This window comes from Pseudobdellovibrio sp. HCB154, assembly GCF_046267985.1.
Classification (GTDB): Bacteria; Bdellovibrionota; Bdellovibrionia; order Bdellovibrionales; family Bdellovibrionaceae; genus Pseudobdellovibrio.
Map to the genome: position 1 here is coordinate 2,744,233 of NZ_CP176530.1, position 16,552 is coordinate 2,760,784.

The following is a 16,552-nucleotide window of genomic DNA, read 5'->3' on the forward strand; positions in this document are numbered from 1 at the left end:
AGGCTGGATTAACTCCCCGATTCAAAGTAAAAACCTTTGCTTTGAAGGGTCTTTGAAGCTAGTAATATAGCTCTAAATTCAGTGATATTTTTTGCACTAAAAGGTGGCAAAGTGTTGAACGACATTCCAGGCGGAAACGCCGGTGAAAATCAAGATTCAGGAGCTCAAAAACCAACTCCTCAACCAGTTCGTAAACCTGACTGGTTAAAAGTTCGTGCTCCCGCTGGCGAAAACTACAGCCGTATCAAAGAAATGTTAGGCGAATTAAAATTAGCCACTGTTTGCCAAGAAGCGCGCTGCCCGAATATGGGTGAATGTTGGTCAGGCGGAACAGCAACAATCATGATCATGGGTGACACGTGCACACGTGGTTGCCGTTTCTGTAACGTGAAAACTGGAAATGCAAAAACAGGCCTTCCTCCGGTTGATCCTTTTGAACCAGAAAAAGTAGCGTACTCAGTTTCGCAAATGAAACTTAAGTACGTCGTTGTGACTTCAGTTGACCGCGATGATATGCCTGATCAAGGTTCAGATCATTTCGCAAGAACTGTTAAGACAATGAAGAAATTAGATCCTGATTTAATTATTGAAATTTTAACTCCAGATTTCCGCGGTGAAGAAAATTTAATTCTTCATTTAGCAGCGGCATATCCTGATGTATTTGCTCACAACATTGAAACTGTTGAGCGTTTAACTCCGCGTGTGCGTGACCCGCGCGCTAAATACCGTCAATCGATGGATGTATTAGCGTTAGTTAAAAAATTCGATCCAAAAATTTATACTAAATCTTCAATCATGTTGGGCTTAGGCGAAACTGACGAAGAAGTGATTCAAACTTTAAAAGATTTACGTTCAGTTGGCTGTGACGTTGTGACTTTCGGTCAATACTTACAACCGACTCCGAAACATTTAAAAGTGATTGAGTTCGTTACACCAGAAAAATTTAAATTCTGGCAAGAGACAGCTGAAGCGATGGGGTTTTTATACGTGGCTTCGGGTCCGTTAGTAAGAAGTTCCTACCGCGCAGGCGAGTTCTTCTTAGAAGGCATGATTAAACAAAATAGAGAATTAAATAAAGTAGACCGTTTGAAAGGAAACAACTAGAAATGGCTGATGTAAAATTACCTGAATTAGGTGAAGGCGTAACTGAGGGCGAATTAGTTAAATGGTTAGTAAAACCAGGCGACCAAGTTAAGGCTGATCAAACTGTAGCTGAAATCATGACTGATAAAGCGACTGTTGAAGTTCCAACTCCGATCGCAGGAACTGTTAAAGAATTATTATTTAAACCAGGCCAAGTTATCAAAGTTGAGTCTGTAATTTTAAAATTAGAAGGTGGTGCGACAGCGACTGCTTCTGCTCCAGCACCTAAAGCAGCTCCGGCTCCTGCCGCCGCTCAAGCTCCACAAGCCGCAGCCCCTGCTGCCACTGGTGGCGGTACAACTGATGTAAAACTTCCTGAATTAGGTGAAGGTGTTACTGAAGGTGAATTAGTTAAATGGACTGTGAACGTTGGTGATGTTGTTAAAGCTGACCAAACTGTAGCAGAGATCATGACTGACAAAGCGACTGTTGAAGTTCCGACTCCAGTAGCTGGTACAGTTAAAGAATTAAAATTTAAAAAAGGTGACGTGATCAAAGTTGAATCTGTGATTTTAACTTTATCAGGCGCAGCCGCAGGTGCTTCGAAAGTTGCTCCAGCAGCTCACGCGAATGGTAACGGTGCCGCTCCTGCAAAACCTGCAGCTCCGACTCCGATGACAGCTTCAGCTGGTGCAGCGGTGGCTGGTGGTATCTACCCTCCTGTCGCTGAATCACGCGTGTTAGCAACTCCTGCAACTCGCCGTTTAGCTCGCGAGATGGGTGTTGATATCAACGCTATGTCTGGTACTGGTTTAGCAGGCCGTGTAACTCGTGAAGACGTGTTAGGTGCTAAAGGTGGTAAAGCAACAGCAGCTACTTCAACTGGTGCAGGTGCTACATCTGCAGGTTCTCCGACAATGAACTTCCCGAAACCAGAATACAAATCGACTAATGCTCAATTAGAAGAGCGTGTAGACTTACTTGGTATCCGTAAAAAAATCGCTCAGAACATGCAAATGTCTAAAGCGATCATTCCTCACTTCACATTAATGGATGAGGCTGACGTAACTCAGTTAGTAGCCTTACGTGAATCATTAAAAGATTACGCTGAGAAAAACGGAACTAAGATCACTTACTTACCGTTTGCGATGAAAGCGTTAATCGCAACTATCCGTGAGTTCCCGCAATTCAATGCTTCAATTGATGATGCAAATTCACAAATCGTTTACAAAAAATACTTCAACATCGGTTTTGCTGCCGACACTCCAAATGGTTTAGTGGTTCCAGTGATTAAAAATGCTGACCAAAAAACTATTTTAGAAATCTCTAAAGAAATTTTAGATCTTTCTAAACGTGCCCGCGACGGAAAATTAAAACCAGATGAAATGAAAGGCGCTACTATCACGATCACGAACATCGGTTCAGTGGGTGGTACGTATGCAACGCCAATCATTAATCACCCTGAAGTAGCGATCCTTGGTATGTACAAAATGTCTGATAAACCGGTTTTAAACAAAGACGGTTCTATCGGTTTCATCAAATCAATGAACTACACAATCACTGCTGACCACCGTTTAATCGATGGCGCCGTGGCTGCTAACTTCCTAAAATCATTCTTCGCTAAGATTCAAAATCCAGGCGTAATGATGATGGGAATGTCATAAGAAAGTAGAAACGTATGAAAAACATCTTTTTGTTCTCGGTATTTGCGATGGCCCTACAAATCACAGGTTGCTCTTCAGCACCTCAACTTGTTCCATCAACAGACTGGGAACAAAAAAGTGTCAGCGAGTCTAAAGCGACTGAGTCTGCTGTTCCATCAACTCCCCTGACTCCTGAAACCGAGAAAGTAAATTTCTGCAGTTACAGTGGTGGTTTGGCGTTTGGCCGACAAGGTGGAGTGTACACAGGTCAGTGTCCAAAAACTTTAGAGCGCGCATTTAAAAAAGGTTATCTTAAAGGCCGTGCTGAGTACGATAGCCAGCACCCACAAGAAGGAAATAAATAATTTATGCAAAATTTTGACGTAGTAGTAATTGGTTCTGGTCCCGGTGGTTATGTCGCAGCAATTCGTTCTGCGCAATTAGGGTTCAAGACGGCAGTCATCGAACGCGAAGCTTTAGGCGGCGTTTGCTTAAATGTAGGCTGTATCCCTTCAAAAGCGATGATCACGGCAACTCACATGTTACACCGTGCTCAACATGATTTCAAAACTATGGGTTTAAATATCAAAGGCGGTATCGACGTTGATATGAAAACTTTAGTTAAATGGAAACAATCTGTTTGCGATAAAATGTCTGGCGGTGTGAACCAATTATTAAAAGGTAACACAGTTACTATCTTAAAAGGTGAAGCGACTTTCAAAACAACTAAAGAATTAACTTTAAAATCAGCTTCTGGCACAGACACAGTAACTGCGAAACATTTCATTATCGCAACTGGTTCTCGCCCGATTGAAATTCCAGGCTTTCCGTTTGATGAAAAAGATATTTGTTCATCAACTGGCGCCTTAAACTTCGACGAAATCCCTAAACGTGTTGTTGCTATCGGTGGTGGCTACATCGGTTTAGAGATCACTTCTTACCTACGTAAATTAGGTTCTGAAGTTATCGTTGTTGAAGCGCAAAATTCTTTATTAGCTGGCGTTGTTGATCCTGAGTGCGCTCAGGTTGTAACTCGTAAAGCCGAAAAAGCTGGTATCCAGTTTAAATTTGGCGCGAAAGCAAAAGGCCAAAAGAAAACTAAAGACGGCTACGAAGTCACTGTTGAAATCAACGGTAAAGACGAAGTAATCAAATGTGATAAAATCTTAGTAACTGTTGGCCGTCGTCCAAATGGCGATCAAGCTAACTTAAAAGGTGTTGGTATCGCTGTTGACGAGCGTGGCTTTGTTAAAGTTGATGCTCAACGCAGAACGAATATCCCGCACATCTTCGCTATCGGTGATATCTGTGGCCAACCGATGTTAGCTCACAAAGCTTCTCACGAAGGTGTAATGGTTCCTGAAATTATCTCTGGCATTAACCGTGTTTACGACGCGAAAACAGTTCCTGCAGTAGTGTTCACAGATCCAGAAATCGCATCTGCAGGCATGACTGAAGCTGAATGCAAAGCTAAAGGTTTTAACGATTTATTAATCTCTAAGTTCCCATTTGCAGCGAACGGCCGTGCTGTGAGCATGATGGAAACTGATGGTTTCGTAAAAATGATCGCTGACAAGAAAACTCACGTTTTACTTGGCGTTCATATCGTTGGCCCTGAAGCTTCTAACTTAATTTCTGAAGCTGCCTTAGCCATCGAAATGGGTGCACGTTTAGAAGACGTTGCTTTAACGATCCATCCTCACCCAACTTTAGGTGAAACTATGATGGAAGCTGCTGAAGCAACTCTTGGTCACGCGATCCATATTATTCAAAAGCCTTTAACGGGCGCTAAATCAGCGCACGCTTAATTTAGAATTACGAGTGGCGCAGTTGCGCCACTTAATAACCGAAACGACCCAATCGGTTAATTTATACGGGTGTCTTAAATGATTTTCGAAGACTGGGGCCTTATTTCTTATCAAGAGGCCATGAACAAACAAATCGAATATGTAGAAAAGCTAGATGCACTTCTTGCCAGCGGCGAGAATCATCCAGGCTTTCTGATTTTTTGTTCGCACCCAGCTGTTGTAACTACCGGCAGACAAACGCAAAGCTCAGATATCTTTTCTTGGGCAGGACCTGTGATCGAAGTTTCACGCGGTGGCAGAGCCACTTATCATGGTCCTTCGCAGATTGTTGTCTACCCGATTATTTCATTAAAAAATCCACGCGGTAAAAAAGCTGATTCTGATGAACAGCGCGTAGCTCAAGATGTGCGTGGTTATTTACGTACTTTTGAATCAGCCATTGTTAAAACTTTAAAATCTTACGACATTACGGCTGAGGGAAAAACTCCACACAAGATGCCTGGGCAAACAGTAGAAACTGATGAAACCGGCGTCTGGATGGGAAACCAAAAGATCGCCTCTTTAGGTATTGCTGTAAAAAAGTGGATTACCTATCACGGGGCTGCGATTAATTTTCACAACGACCCTACTGCTTTTACAGGAATTAACCCGTGCGGTTTTAAAACTGAGACGATGATTTCGGTAGAAAAAGTTGTGGGCGATGGAAAAGTGTCTGTCGAAGAATTCAAGACAACTCTAAAAAATAACTTAGAATCATCTCTTTAGTTGCTAGAAGCTTCTCTCAAAGCTTCGATAGCTTTAGCCTGTTCGCTTTTTACTGTCGACTTTACTACAAAATGCAAAGGAAGATCGGGACCACGGCCCACTGCTAGGTTGTAAATAAATACTTCGCCATTATGCATTTTTTTAATAATCGTAAATACTTCTCTGAAATAAACCGGAGCTTCTACACCCGCTTCATTGTTTTCATTAAATGACTGAATAACATAGGTAGATTCATCAGCCCAAATATTTTGAGTAAAGCAATAAGAAGACTTTCCAACCGGAAACACGTCCGTAACTTGGCAAATCTGATTCACAGACTGATTCGATTTTATTTTTTTTAATCCAGTAACAGAGTTCAGTTGAAAGCCGTCAGACAAAAATGTTTGAAAAACCTTATGGTGATCAAGTTTTCCAAGGCAATCCATAGTTTCAATTCTTAAGGCTTCAGATTCGAATTCTGCACCTAATTTATTGGCTGTCATTTTCTCTGGAAAATCAACATCAGAGCGATTCTTGCATTTCAAGTTAGGGTTTAAAGAATTTTGATAAACCTGAAACGCACTGGTTGATAATTCCTTATGAATTTGCTGAATAAAAGCCGTTGTGTACTGCTGTGATGCCGCTGATGAATTGCCTTGTTTGATAAAAAACTTCTGCATTTCCTGATAAACAGAAGGCTTCGGCGATAACTGATTTAACCAAGTGACTAAGTCGTCTTGCTGAACATTCCAAGCCAGAGCATTTTGAGCTCCAATCAAAAGACTTATTACTGCGATTTTTTTAATTGAATTTAGAACATTAAGCATAAGCACCTCAAAATTAGTCGCCGATACAGGCTTTTTCCAGCCAGAATCCAAATAACAGCATTCTAAAATGAATAAGCTCTTTTTTGGCCGTAAGCTTGATGTGACGACGATCTTTTCTTGGTAGATCACAAAAGCCATATTGCTGATAACAATATTTATGCGTGCCTACGGCAAACTTTTCTACCTTCGAGCAACGTGGGAATTCATTCGCGCGGATCTGTTCACGCTCTAACTCTTCTTGCAAACAAGTGCGAATATTGGCTAAAAATTCACGGCCTTTTTCAGAGTAATTGGCTTCGTCAGCTTGGTATTTTTCGCAGTAGTGTTTGCCGAATTTTAAGTAGTAACCGTCAGAACCGCACTGCTCACGCATTTCAAGGCATTGGTAATAATCGCAAGTTCCTAATAAGGCTCCGCAATCACTCGCACGCACGGATAATACCGCAAACATTCCTAATAAGAAGATAGATAATACCCGTCTCATGAGAAAGTTTGTACCTGAGCCGATATAGCAAAAGCAAGAGCGCAGCTATCACCGAGTGATAACTGCAGGAGCGTCTACTTGTTTGACAGGAGTTTTATTCGGCTGCAGGTGCGCCGGAAGTACCAGCTGCTACGTTGGCTGCCATAACGATTGTGGCTTCGCCTTTAGCTACGATATCGCCATTAGCCTTCTTAGCAATCGTCTCGACAATCCCTAAACCACGGCCTTTATGAAGCTTCGTGATCGTTAACTCGAACGTGATTTCATCGTCGATAAAAACCGGATTTTTAAACGTTAAAGTTTGGGCGCGGTAAACGCCGCCTGAACCCATAGTTTGGTTTAAGCAGCGAGAAATAAGCGCGCCTAGGATCATCCCGTGCGCGATACGTTTTTTGAAAATCGTTGTAGCTGCGTAAGCATCATCAAGATGAATCGGATTATAATCACCAGACATTTCTGCAAATAGGCGAACCATTTTGTCAGTAATAACTTCTTTGATGACGGCTTTGTAGCCGACATCTTTTTGTTGTTGTCTTGCGTTTTCTTCTTCTAAAAAATTTGATGATGACATAGCAAATAGTTATAGAATATTTGCCGCTAACTCTGCAAGCGCAGAACGCTCACCTTTAGTCAGCGTGACATGGGCCGCAATATTTTGGCCTTTAAATCTTTCTACCGCATGTGTCAGACCCGAGTTTGCTGAATCTACGTACGGATTATCGATTTGGTAAACGTCACCTGTTAAAATCACTTTAGTGCCATTACCAGCACGGGTAATGATCGTCTTAATTTCGTGCGGAGTTAAGTTTTGCGCCTCATCCACGATTAAGTACTGCTTAGGAATACTACGGCCACGGATATATGTTAATGGCTCGATATTTAGCATACCTTGGTTGATGAGCTCTTGCGCACGGCCTGCTGCTTTTTTATCGGCACCCATTAAGAATTCAACGTTATCGAAAATCGGCTGCATCCATGGATTTAATTTTTGCTCGATATCACCAGGAAGGTAACCAATATCACGGCCCATTGGAAAAATCGGACGAGAAACTAATAAACGTTGGAAACGGCCTTCATCAAGCGTCTTAAATAAACCCGCGGCAATTGCTAATAATGTTTTACCTGTACCCGCTTTACCCACTAAAGAAACCATCATGATTTCATCGTTAAGTAAGGCATCTAACGCGAATGATTGTTCAACGTTACGTGCGTGGATTCCCCAGATGCTGTCTGGTGGATTGATTAATGGAACAACGGCTTTTTCAACTCCAGAATAACGGCCAATCGCTGAGTGATTTGGATTTGAAGCGTCTTTTAAAATCACGTATTGGTTGATGTAAAGTTTGTAATCCACCACTAATTTTTTATCGCGGTAGAATACGTCGATATCATTCGGCTTAACTTCAACTTCAAGATAACCTTCGTAAAGATCTTCTTGGTTTACATCTGAGTTATCGTAATCTTTAGCGTTGATTCCGTAAACGTCAGCTTTGATACGTAAGTTAATATCTTTAGAAATTAATTCTACTTTTGCACGTGGATGTTGTTTTTGTAGAGCTAAAGCTGTGCTTAAGATACGGTTATCAGCTTTGTTTTGATCTAACTCTGAAGGCACACCGGCCATCATCATATCAGTCGTAATGTAAACCATAGTTTCATGGTTATCGATCTGAACACCTTGAGCTAAACTTCCTTTAGATCTTAGAACGTCAACGAAGCGGCTGAATTGACGCGCGTTTCGACCGTTTTCACCTTGGTCACGTTTGAACTTATCGACTTCTTCGATAACGGCAAACGGAATATGTAAATCAGCATCGCCGAACTTCAATAATGCAAAAGCATCAAATAAGATAACATTCGTATCTAGTACGATTTTACGGCGTTTAGTTTTTGCTGCTGGTGTAGGATTAGAACTCAATTCGACCTCCGTGGAATTTGATCGGCGCTCTATCATGAGCGCTTATATAAATTCCACATCAGTCAGTCTTTAGAGTAAAGAGAATTAAAAAAATTTTTTGTTAATTTTATGCTAGCGAAGGACCGGCGATAAGATCACCCTCATCAATCTGCAAACCTTCGTTTAACGAGATGATGAAATTCACAAAATGCTGGAGCGCAACATCTGTTGTAGCACCCTTCATGTACTCAACACCGTGACGAACAACTTCTTCTTGTGAATCGTAAGTTGCGTGTTTTACTTTTACATGTAACGGAAAATAAGTTTTTGCATTTAAATACACGCGCAGAGCAACTTCTTCTCCCACTTGGAATGAACCCATGTGTTTTTCTAGCGTGAAAGATAAACCATCACCGGAAATGTCATACATCGAAACTTTGTATAAACCTTTTTCTGGTAACACTAACATGCCACTAATTAAGTCAGATAAAATTGTACGCTCTACCTGGCGGCGCTCTTTTAAGATAATCGGTTGAAACTTGCCTTTATGCTCCTGCATATTAAGCAGTTTTTGATCACTATTGCCCATCTCTTGCGTATTTGTTGTATTTACTGTTTTCAGACGTGGCGTAATATCGATCACTTTTGCCATTTTTATCCCCCTGGGGCTGTAGAGCCTTCCCCCATATATGCATTACCCCTATCGGCAAAAAATTGTCTTAACTTGAGATCCAGAAATGATACAGTTTAGAGCATTATGTTGCGTTTAATGGCGCTGATCGCGCTGAGCCTGTTTATACACATTATGATGTACGAAGGAGTCTGGTATCTACCACCAGCACCCAGACCTTCGTCGGGCGATGTTGAAATCGAAGTGGTCGAAGAAAAAGCGCAAGATCAACGTGAGAAAAAATTCGATAAAGCAGTCGTAAAAAACACCACCACACAAGAACCTAAAGATATGTCTGATCCCGCGCAATTTATGGCGGAGAAAAATCAACGTTTCGATAAACAAACACGCGCCACTAAACTTGGTGCTTTTGAAAACCGCGCCCCATCTAAAGGAAGCCAAGGTACTGCTGTGGCCCAACAAAAAGCTTCGGCGCAAAAAACTCCGGCGAGTGATGATGGTGATGTGCCAGAGTTCGCTCGAGAAATGCAACAGCAAATGGCGCGCGTGCAAGAATCAACTGTGCCTTACGAATTACCAAGTGATATTCAAAGTGGATCAGCAACAAACTTAAATGCCGACGCTCATATCTACGCTTCGTTTTATAATCGTATTTTAAGTTTATTTTATGTTCGTTGGGCTGAAAGATTAAATGCAATTTTTGATCGTCTGCCGACAGATACTCGCAAAATGTTAGCTGGTAAATCTTGGACAACAGAGGTTGAAATCCTGCTCGACAAAACAGGTCTTTATCAAGAAGGCTTAGTGATGCAAAGTTCTGGCTTCAAACCATTTGATGAAGCAGGAATTTACGCGTTTAAGAGCGCCAAGTTCTTCCCGAACCCACCTAAAGCTAAAGTCGAGGCCGACGGAGGCCGCGTTCGTCTTAGGTACAGAATTCGCGTCAACGTGTACTGATCCCACAGCCACCGCACGCATTTTCGGCTAAAATAGAGGAATGAAATCAGCACTATTTTCTATTCTATTTTTGGCGTCATTTGCGGCGCAGGCGATGACCACTGAAATCGGATTAAGTTACGGATTTTCTAAGAAAAATTTCAACGCGACCAACTACTACCAATCTGAAACTAAATCAGCGTCGTTATCGTTTTATCTTTTTGAAAAAATCGCTCTTGAATTAAGTTACACCGAATCGTTTTACGAAAACCAAGAAAACGATGCCACATCTCAACGTGTGCTACAGCAAACATCGAATGTAGCCGGCACAGATTTAATTTTTATTTTAACTGACCAGCGCAGTGATTTTCAGCCCTATATTAAAGGCGGCGCAGCTTACATCAGTAAAAAAGCTGTAATCAAATATCAAAACGCCAACGCTTACGAAATTCCTACGAAAGATGGCGTGGCTCCTAGTTACGGTGTGGGTTTAAAATATAAACTGACAGAAAAATTTTCGATTCGTTTAGGTTACGATATCTGGAAAACACCAATGGATGACGGCTCTAAAACCGAAGATACCGCGTTTAAGGCCGGACTTAGCTGGTTCTTATAAAAATGAAAAAAACCACCCTGCTAGCGATTAGTTTTCTTTTTCTAACAAGCTGCCAGCTTGGTTATTATTTTAAATCAGCGAAAAACCAATTTTCAATGATGGCTAGCCGCGAACCAGTTAGCGAAGTGTTAAATCAGGATTCACTCACTGAAGCCCAAAAAAATAAATTACGTTTAAGCCAACAGGCGCGCGAATTTGCATTTAATGATCTGCATTTAAAACAAACTAAAAATTACGACACCTACATTGATCTTAAACGCCCTTATGTGACTTGGGTGGTAAATGCCGCTTACAAGTGGGAATTAAAAAATTACCAATGGTCGTACCCGATTGTAGGCGCAATGCCGTACAAAGGTTTTTTCAGCGAAGAAGAAGCCAAAGAAGAAGCTGAAGATTTAAAAAAACAAGGTTTAGATACCAATGTGCGTGGCGTTTCTGCTTATTCAACTTTAGGTTGGTTTAAAGATTCTGTTTTATCGTCGATGTTACGTTATAAAGATCATGATTTAGTAAACACCATTATCCACGAAATTACTCACACGACCGTGTATATCAAACACAATGCGGATTTTAACGAGCGTCTCGCAGTATTTATCGGCAACAAGGGCACTGAAATGTTTTATAAAAAGCTTGAAGGCCAAGATTCACCGACTGTAAAAACGATCTTAGCAGAATACGAAGACGATAAATTATTTTCGAGCTTTATTTCAGAACAAATTAAACAACTTGAAGCCTGGTATAAATCAAATTCAGAACAAAATGAAAAACTACGCCAAGAGCAGTTCGAAAAAATCAAAGAAGCTTTTAAAGCGCAAGTAAGCCCTAAAATCAAAGCCGGAAGTTATTCTCGTTTTTTAACTGAAACCATGAATAATGCCACATTAGGATTAATGCGCACTTATATGGAAGACCTAAGTGATTTTGAAAAACTATATGCAAAGTGTGGCGATAATATGGATCAGTTTATTGAAAAGGTTAAAACCTTAGAAAAATCTGATGATCCTGCTGCTGATTTAAAAAAGTTAGCTCAGTAATTATTTAATATCTAAAAAGCGCATAAGATTGTGCGACTGCACGTCGGGCGAAAATTTCGTATAGAATTTACGATCCAGATCTACTGAAGCTTTGATTTTATCAGCTAAGTTTTCAAGACTGTAAAACACACAGTTCGTCGAAAACTCACTCACCACTTTAAATGATTCATGCATTAACAACGGTAGCTGATACGCGTAAGCTAAGTTATAAGCGCCAGAAATTTTAGTTTTTAAATACACATCGAAATAACGGTTGTTCGGGTGCATTAAAGGCATAACAAACTTAGCTTGCTGTAAATCTTCTTCTAGCTGTTCATCAGGTACGTAACCTTCATAGAATCTAAAATACGATTCAAGCCCTGCTTCGCGAACCATAGTTCTGATTTTTGGCCCGTCATGAGTTAAACAGTTACCTAAAAGCGAAAACTGATAACCAGCAAAAGCTTTTGGATTTTTCTTTAAAATTTCAATCAGACCAAAATAATCTCTGCGGTCTTGTTCTAACACTCCAGGAATGGCGATCAGTTTGTGATTGGCAAAATCAACGGGCATCGCTTGCGTCACAGGATAAAACGCTTCAACTTTATCTGGCGCAAAACCGTGATGAACCACATAGTCTTTATTAAAATCAGCCAATACTAAGTATTTCTTAACTTTAATGTTGATGAACTTTTGTGTGAAACTTTTCACAAGGCTGATCGGGTTATGGTGAAAACCGACAACCGGTGATTTGTTGAAAAAAGTTTTAACGACTAAATTACGAATATTTTTACCTTGGGCTGAATTATAAATCACTAAGTCGTAGTTACCGTGATTGATTAATTCACCGGCCTGCTTCCAACCGATTTTTTCATTAATTAAATGCACATGGCGAAACAGCTTCATGTGCGGCATTTTATTATAACCCGCTTCAGGAATCGCGATATCAATACGGCAATTCTTTAGGGCACGCACGAATGGTTCAATAATTTCAGTGTGTGAAGTGCTGAGTTCAACAAGCAAGACTGATTTTGACTTTACTGGAATCGGACTCATGCTATTTCTCCTCGATAATTTGAGGAGGCGGAAGTTTCGTCGGCTGTTTAGCCTTGCTTGGTTCATCACCTAGAACTAATGACTTTAATTTTAAGTTAATATCTTGCTTGATCGCCAAATAATCTAAAAACTTTTTATCGCCCAATAACGATTTCACTTTATCAAGCTCTTGCAGGCTTAAGTTATTATAAGCTGTTAAAGTTTTTTTGTAGTCTTTGATAACTTCAGCGGCACGCGCTTTAGATAATTGCGGATCTTCTTTGCTTTGAAATGACAGTTTTTGCAGTTGTGTGGCTAACTGCATTTTTTGCTTATTTAATTCACGGTGAATATCAGAAAATTTCTTTTCTTCAGAGGCTGAAAGATTCAACTCATCGCTGACTTTCCAGATAAAGATGTCTTCTACGGAATTTTTCTTAGGCGTAGGTGCGCTTTGAGCAAACGCAGGTAGACTTATAAAGATAGAAAGAAGGACTGTTAAAAAAGACATTTACCAAATTATGTCTATTTTTAGCCAAGTAAACAAATGAATTTGGACGTCCGTTTCCAAGATTCACTTTATTGATTTTAGATCACGATTAAAGTTGTAAATCCACTCCCTGGTTAGAACTTAATCTCTCATTTAAGACTTCTGCGTAAAAATCAGAATCATTTTGTACTGATGCCGCCATCTCTACCCAGTCTTGTGGGTTTTCAAGAGCTTGTTCAATGATCAGTTGTCTGTTATTTGCAGCCATCTGATTTTGTGAGCTCATGTCAAAAAGTTTTAGACTCATAGTGGCCAGACCTAGGCCCAATGTTAAACTGATACCAACCACTCCCATCTTCACAACGTGCAAAGTACGCACATTATTAGAGGGGCGATAATATCGCACTTGTTGTTCTAAGAACACCCACGGCTTAGCCCACTTACTTGTAGCAGGCTTGATTTCTGTTTTTGCGACATCGGCCATGATTTTGTCATGGAGTTTATCGAAAAACATTTCATCCATGGGAAGTTCAATAGGATCTTCCCGTTTAAGTTGTTCTCTCAATCCCTGATTTTCTTTCATTCTACTCAGCCTCCGCATACTTAGTATTTAGTTCTGTGAAGAATCCACCAATCTCGTTTGTCCAAGATTTTAATTCCGCACGGTCTTCGAACACTTCTTTTAACTTTAATAATGCATGTCTGTAGTTCGCTTTAGCTGTGTCGTATGGGCACTCCATAACTTCAGCGATTTCAGAGAAGCTCATGTCTTCGTACACACGTAACACAAGAGCTGTTTTTTGCTTGAAAGGAAGTTTTTCAACCTCAGTATTTAAAATTTCACCGACAGCTCTATGAACAAGAGATTTCTCAGCCTGAGGATCGATTCCTAATTGCACATCTTCAATATCAGAATAGTCGTAACGATCTTCACGTAATTTATTACGAGCCGTGTTCACCGTAATCTGATACAACCAACTCTTGAAAGACGAACGTCCTTCGAAAGAGTTTAGTTTTTCGTAAGTCTTAATAAAAGACTCTTGCACCACGTCTTGTGCAATATCCAGGTCTTTAACAAATCTCATACTTAACCGTAGCAATCCCTTTTGATGTCGTTTCACAAGTTCTGAGAACGAAGCTCGCTGACCGTTGCGGACTTCTTCGACCAATTGTAAGTCAGTCTTCTCTACTTGAATCATAGACACACCCCTGTCTAAGTTCGGTTAACAAGTTTTCTACACTTCTTAACCTTTTTTCATGCTGCCCCCTCTAAGAACCTATTCCTTAGATCCCAGCATGCTTGCTAATTATTAAAGCAATACGCAGGCCAAACCCTCAAGGGTCAAAATGGCCTAACATATTGAATTAATTAATCTTTTAGGCGTTTAGTAATGGCATACATAAGAGATTTTTATGAGGGTAAATTCTCGCACTTTGTGGAGCAATAAGTGGGGCTAACTATATAAAGCTTCTAGCAATTATTCCGACAAGAAAGCCAGACCTAAGTTCAGGGGGTGGGGAATGGCTTGGATCACGCGATCTATCATATCAACTTTTGTTTTATCAGCGCCACTCTATATATATGCGGTGACACCACTTACAGTCGGAACTCTTGGCGCTGGTGGAGTCAAATCGATAACACCCACTTCGTCTGTATTAAAAGTGACAACTTCGGCCAACGCCATTTGTAAATGGTCGACAAAAAATCAAAGTTATCAATTGATGCCTTCAAAATTTAAATCAACTGGCAGTGCTCGTTTACACGAACAACCGCTGACTGGATTAAAACCACAAACTGCATATACTTATTATGTCGCTTGCCAAGCCGACAATGTGACTAGTGTTGTAACGGTTATGAAATTCACCACAACAAAAGTTCCTGTTGCACAAGCAGCACCAGCTGAAAAAGCTGAAGCTCCGCCTCTGGCGCCGATTGTAGCTCCGGTCATAGCCCCGATCACAGTTCCGAAAATTTCATTCGCTGCTCTTCCCGAGCAGGCTTATCTAGCAAGTCCTTTAAATAATTTTACCGCGGGAAAAACCTGTGTGGTTTACCAGATTTTTGATAACAGCCCTGCTTACAATAAAGTAGTGACCGAAATTTTTTCTCGCGAAGCGACTGTGAATGCAGCGGCCTGCAAAAAGTTTATCGAAAAGCACTATCTACCGTTTCAAGGTTGTGCTGGAAATAATGTTGATGGCAAATCATGGTCAATCGTTGGTGTTTTAAAAAATCCAAACAGCGAAGAAATTAAGTTCGATGGTTCAAACGGTAAAGATAACCTTTCACTGCAACAAGGCAGTGGTGCAATCGTGATGGCACCGGCTAAATGTGCTTCAAGTGATTTAATCGGCGAACAAGCGGCGTGGGAAAAAGTTAGTTCTTGCGATTACGCAAAAACCAAATTCTGCGTGAAAGCGGATATGCCGATTTTATATCAAGCTTCTCCGAAGTTAGCAGAACATATCAGTGCAGCCACAGGCAACAGTGACATCAAACGCGATATGGGTTGGTGTGGGGCTGTCGCTTTAACAATGTCGACATTAGGTAATGTGTATTCATCTCCCGCTGAAAATATGCAAGATCCATTTCTTTGGAAAAACCGCTTACCAGCGTTAGAAAAAATTCGTGAAATTTCTGATATTAACGAAAGAACTTCGCAGTACGCAGATCTTATTTATAAAATAGGTCAAATTGCTTCAACAAATTGGGCACGCGGCGGAACTCAAACTGACCGAGCGATTCTTAAATTTTTTAGCCGTGTTGATCCCTCGGTTGGAAATTTAGATAAATCAGCTTTTGAAGCCACCACTTTAAGAAAAACCTTTCAGCTTTTAACAGACCAATTCAGTATTGAGGCTGCCGCTAAAAATTTAACTGTGGGGCAAAACAACACGTTTGCCCGTGGCCAAGCGATTATTATGGATTGTTATCCGCAAAAAGTTGAAATCGCAAAATCCGATGGAGTTCGTAATTACTGGAAAACATCTGACTTTAAATGCCAATGGAAAAAATCTGGCCAAACACATGCCTTAGCTGTGAATGGTTTAGAAGATGATTATTTAAAAATTTATGACCCGTGGGGAAAAGTTTATAACTTACAGGTTTTTGAAAAGACGGCAGTTCCGCATTTAAATATGCAAGTGGCGTTTGCGATTCCTGCTGGTGATTCAGGGTATTTCAGAAATAACGGTATGATTGAAGATCTTCCGGCTGATTTTAGCCAAACTCTTGTTATGGCTAAAAGTGCACCTGCACCGATTGGCCGTTATGTAAAAAACTTTTATTACGTTGCCCTTTACGGCTATCAAACAGCGGTTATCGGTAAAGCTAAGGAGCCATAA

18 protein-coding genes are annotated in these 16,552 nt (G+C 40.7%); 9 read left to right on the forward strand and 9 right to left on the reverse strand.

The genetic code is table 11. The features are described 5' to 3' along the window. Positions 1-123 precede the first annotated feature (123 nt). The 5 genes from lipA to lipB all read left to right on the forward strand — a co-directional run bounded on the left by lipA (position 124) and on the right by lipB (position 5,299). Positions 124-1,104, forward strand: coding sequence for a lipoyl synthase (lipA, locus tag ACKWCF_RS13250; protein ID WP_409480261.1), 981 nt, complete (start codon positions 124-126; stop codon positions 1,102-1,104). A gap of 2 nt (positions 1,105-1,106) precedes the next feature. Further along, the gene (locus ACKWCF_RS13255; RefSeq protein WP_409478074.1) at positions 1,107-2,747 is read left to right on the forward strand and encodes a 2-oxo acid dehydrogenase subunit E2; all 1,641 of its coding nucleotides are present in this window, start codon (positions 1,107-1,109) and stop codon (positions 2,745-2,747) included. 14 nt (positions 2,748-2,761) lie between these two features. Beyond that, a complete protein-coding gene (locus tag ACKWCF_RS13260; protein ID WP_409478075.1) occupies positions 2,762-3,091 on the forward strand; it encodes a hypothetical protein in 330 nt (109 codons plus the stop codon). Positions 3,092-3,094: 3 nt separating this feature from the next. Then, on the forward strand, positions 3,095-4,534 hold the full coding sequence (gene lpdA / locus ACKWCF_RS13265; protein ID WP_409478076.1) for a dihydrolipoyl dehydrogenase: 1,440 nt from the start codon (positions 3,095-3,097) through the stop codon (positions 4,532-4,534). A gap of 78 nt (positions 4,535-4,612) precedes the next feature. Then, positions 4,613-5,299, forward strand: coding sequence for a lipoyl(octanoyl) transferase LipB (gene lipB / locus ACKWCF_RS13270; protein ID WP_409478077.1), 687 nt, complete (start codon positions 4,613-4,615; stop codon positions 5,297-5,299). Here lipB and ACKWCF_RS13275 read toward each other — a convergent pair. The 5 genes from ACKWCF_RS13275 to ACKWCF_RS13295 form a co-directional block, all read right to left on the reverse strand. Further along, a complete protein-coding gene (locus ACKWCF_RS13275; protein ID WP_409478078.1) occupies positions 5,296-6,105 on the reverse strand; it encodes a hypothetical protein in 810 nt (269 codons plus the stop codon). The genes lipB and ACKWCF_RS13275 overlap by 4 nt on opposite strands. A gap of 13 nt (positions 6,106-6,118) precedes the next feature. Continuing rightward, positions 6,119-6,589 (reverse strand): hypothetical protein, encoded by a 471-nt coding sequence (locus tag ACKWCF_RS13280; RefSeq protein WP_409478079.1) that lies wholly within the window; start codon positions 6,587-6,589, stop codon positions 6,119-6,121. Positions 6,590-6,683: 94 nt separating this feature from the next. After that, positions 6,684-7,160, reverse strand: a complete 477-nt coding sequence (locus ACKWCF_RS13285) for a MaoC family dehydratase (RefSeq protein WP_409478080.1) — start codon at positions 7,158-7,160, stop codon at positions 6,684-6,686. A 9-nt stretch (positions 7,161-7,169) separates the two neighbouring features. After that, a complete protein-coding gene (locus ACKWCF_RS13290) occupies positions 7,170-8,507 on the reverse strand; it encodes a PhoH family protein (RefSeq protein ID WP_409478081.1) in 1,338 nt (445 codons plus the stop codon). A 106-nt stretch (positions 8,508-8,613) separates the two neighbouring features. Continuing rightward, the gene (locus tag ACKWCF_RS13295; RefSeq protein WP_409478082.1) at positions 8,614-9,138 is read right to left on the reverse strand and encodes a PilZ domain-containing protein; all 525 of its coding nucleotides are present in this window, start codon (positions 9,136-9,138) and stop codon (positions 8,614-8,616) included. Positions 9,139-9,243: 105 nt separating this feature from the next. Here ACKWCF_RS13295 and ACKWCF_RS13300 point away from each other — a divergent pair, with 105 nt between their 5' ends. From ACKWCF_RS13300 to ACKWCF_RS13310, 3 genes are read left to right on the forward strand one after another with little or no spacing between them, the layout of a single operon-like run. Then, complete coding sequence (locus tag ACKWCF_RS13300; protein WP_409478083.1) at positions 9,244-10,074, forward strand: energy transducer TonB; 831 nt, start codon at positions 9,244-9,246, stop codon at positions 10,072-10,074. A 40-nt stretch (positions 10,075-10,114) separates the two neighbouring features. Beyond that, positions 10,115-10,669 (forward strand): outer membrane beta-barrel protein, encoded by a 555-nt coding sequence (locus tag ACKWCF_RS13305; RefSeq protein WP_409478084.1) that lies wholly within the window; start codon positions 10,115-10,117, stop codon positions 10,667-10,669. Between the two features lie 2 nt (positions 10,670-10,671). Continuing rightward, positions 10,672-11,703 carry an aminopeptidase gene (locus ACKWCF_RS13310; protein WP_409478085.1) on the forward strand — a complete coding sequence of 344 codons (1,032 nt, stop codon included), beginning with the start codon at positions 10,672-10,674 and terminating at the stop codon, positions 11,701-11,703. Here ACKWCF_RS13310 and ACKWCF_RS13315 read toward each other — a convergent pair whose 3' ends face one another. The 4 genes from ACKWCF_RS13315 to ACKWCF_RS13330 form a co-directional block, all read right to left on the reverse strand. Beyond that, positions 11,704-12,738, reverse strand: coding sequence for a hypothetical protein (locus ACKWCF_RS13315; protein ID WP_409478086.1), 1,035 nt, complete (start codon positions 12,736-12,738; stop codon positions 11,704-11,706). It abuts the gene before it with no gap. Between the two features lies 1 nt (position 12,739). Continuing rightward, on the reverse strand, positions 12,740-13,228 hold the full coding sequence (locus ACKWCF_RS13320; protein ID WP_409478087.1) for a hypothetical protein: 489 nt from the start codon (positions 13,226-13,228) through the stop codon (positions 12,740-12,742). Positions 13,229-13,316: 88 nt separating this feature from the next. Continuing rightward, the gene (locus ACKWCF_RS13325) at positions 13,317-13,790 is read right to left on the reverse strand and encodes a hypothetical protein (protein ID WP_409478088.1); all 474 of its coding nucleotides are present in this window, start codon (positions 13,788-13,790) and stop codon (positions 13,317-13,319) included. Between the two features lies 1 nt (position 13,791). Beyond that, positions 13,792-14,406 (reverse strand): RNA polymerase sigma factor, encoded by a 615-nt coding sequence (locus ACKWCF_RS13330; protein ID WP_409478089.1) that lies wholly within the window; start codon positions 14,404-14,406, stop codon positions 13,792-13,794. A 322-nt stretch (positions 14,407-14,728) separates the two neighbouring features. Here ACKWCF_RS13330 and ACKWCF_RS13335 point away from each other — a divergent pair, with 322 nt between their 5' ends. Then, positions 14,729-16,552: a hypothetical protein gene (locus ACKWCF_RS13335; protein WP_409478090.1), complete on the forward strand. Its 1,824-nt coding sequence runs from the start codon at positions 14,729-14,731 to the stop codon at positions 16,550-16,552.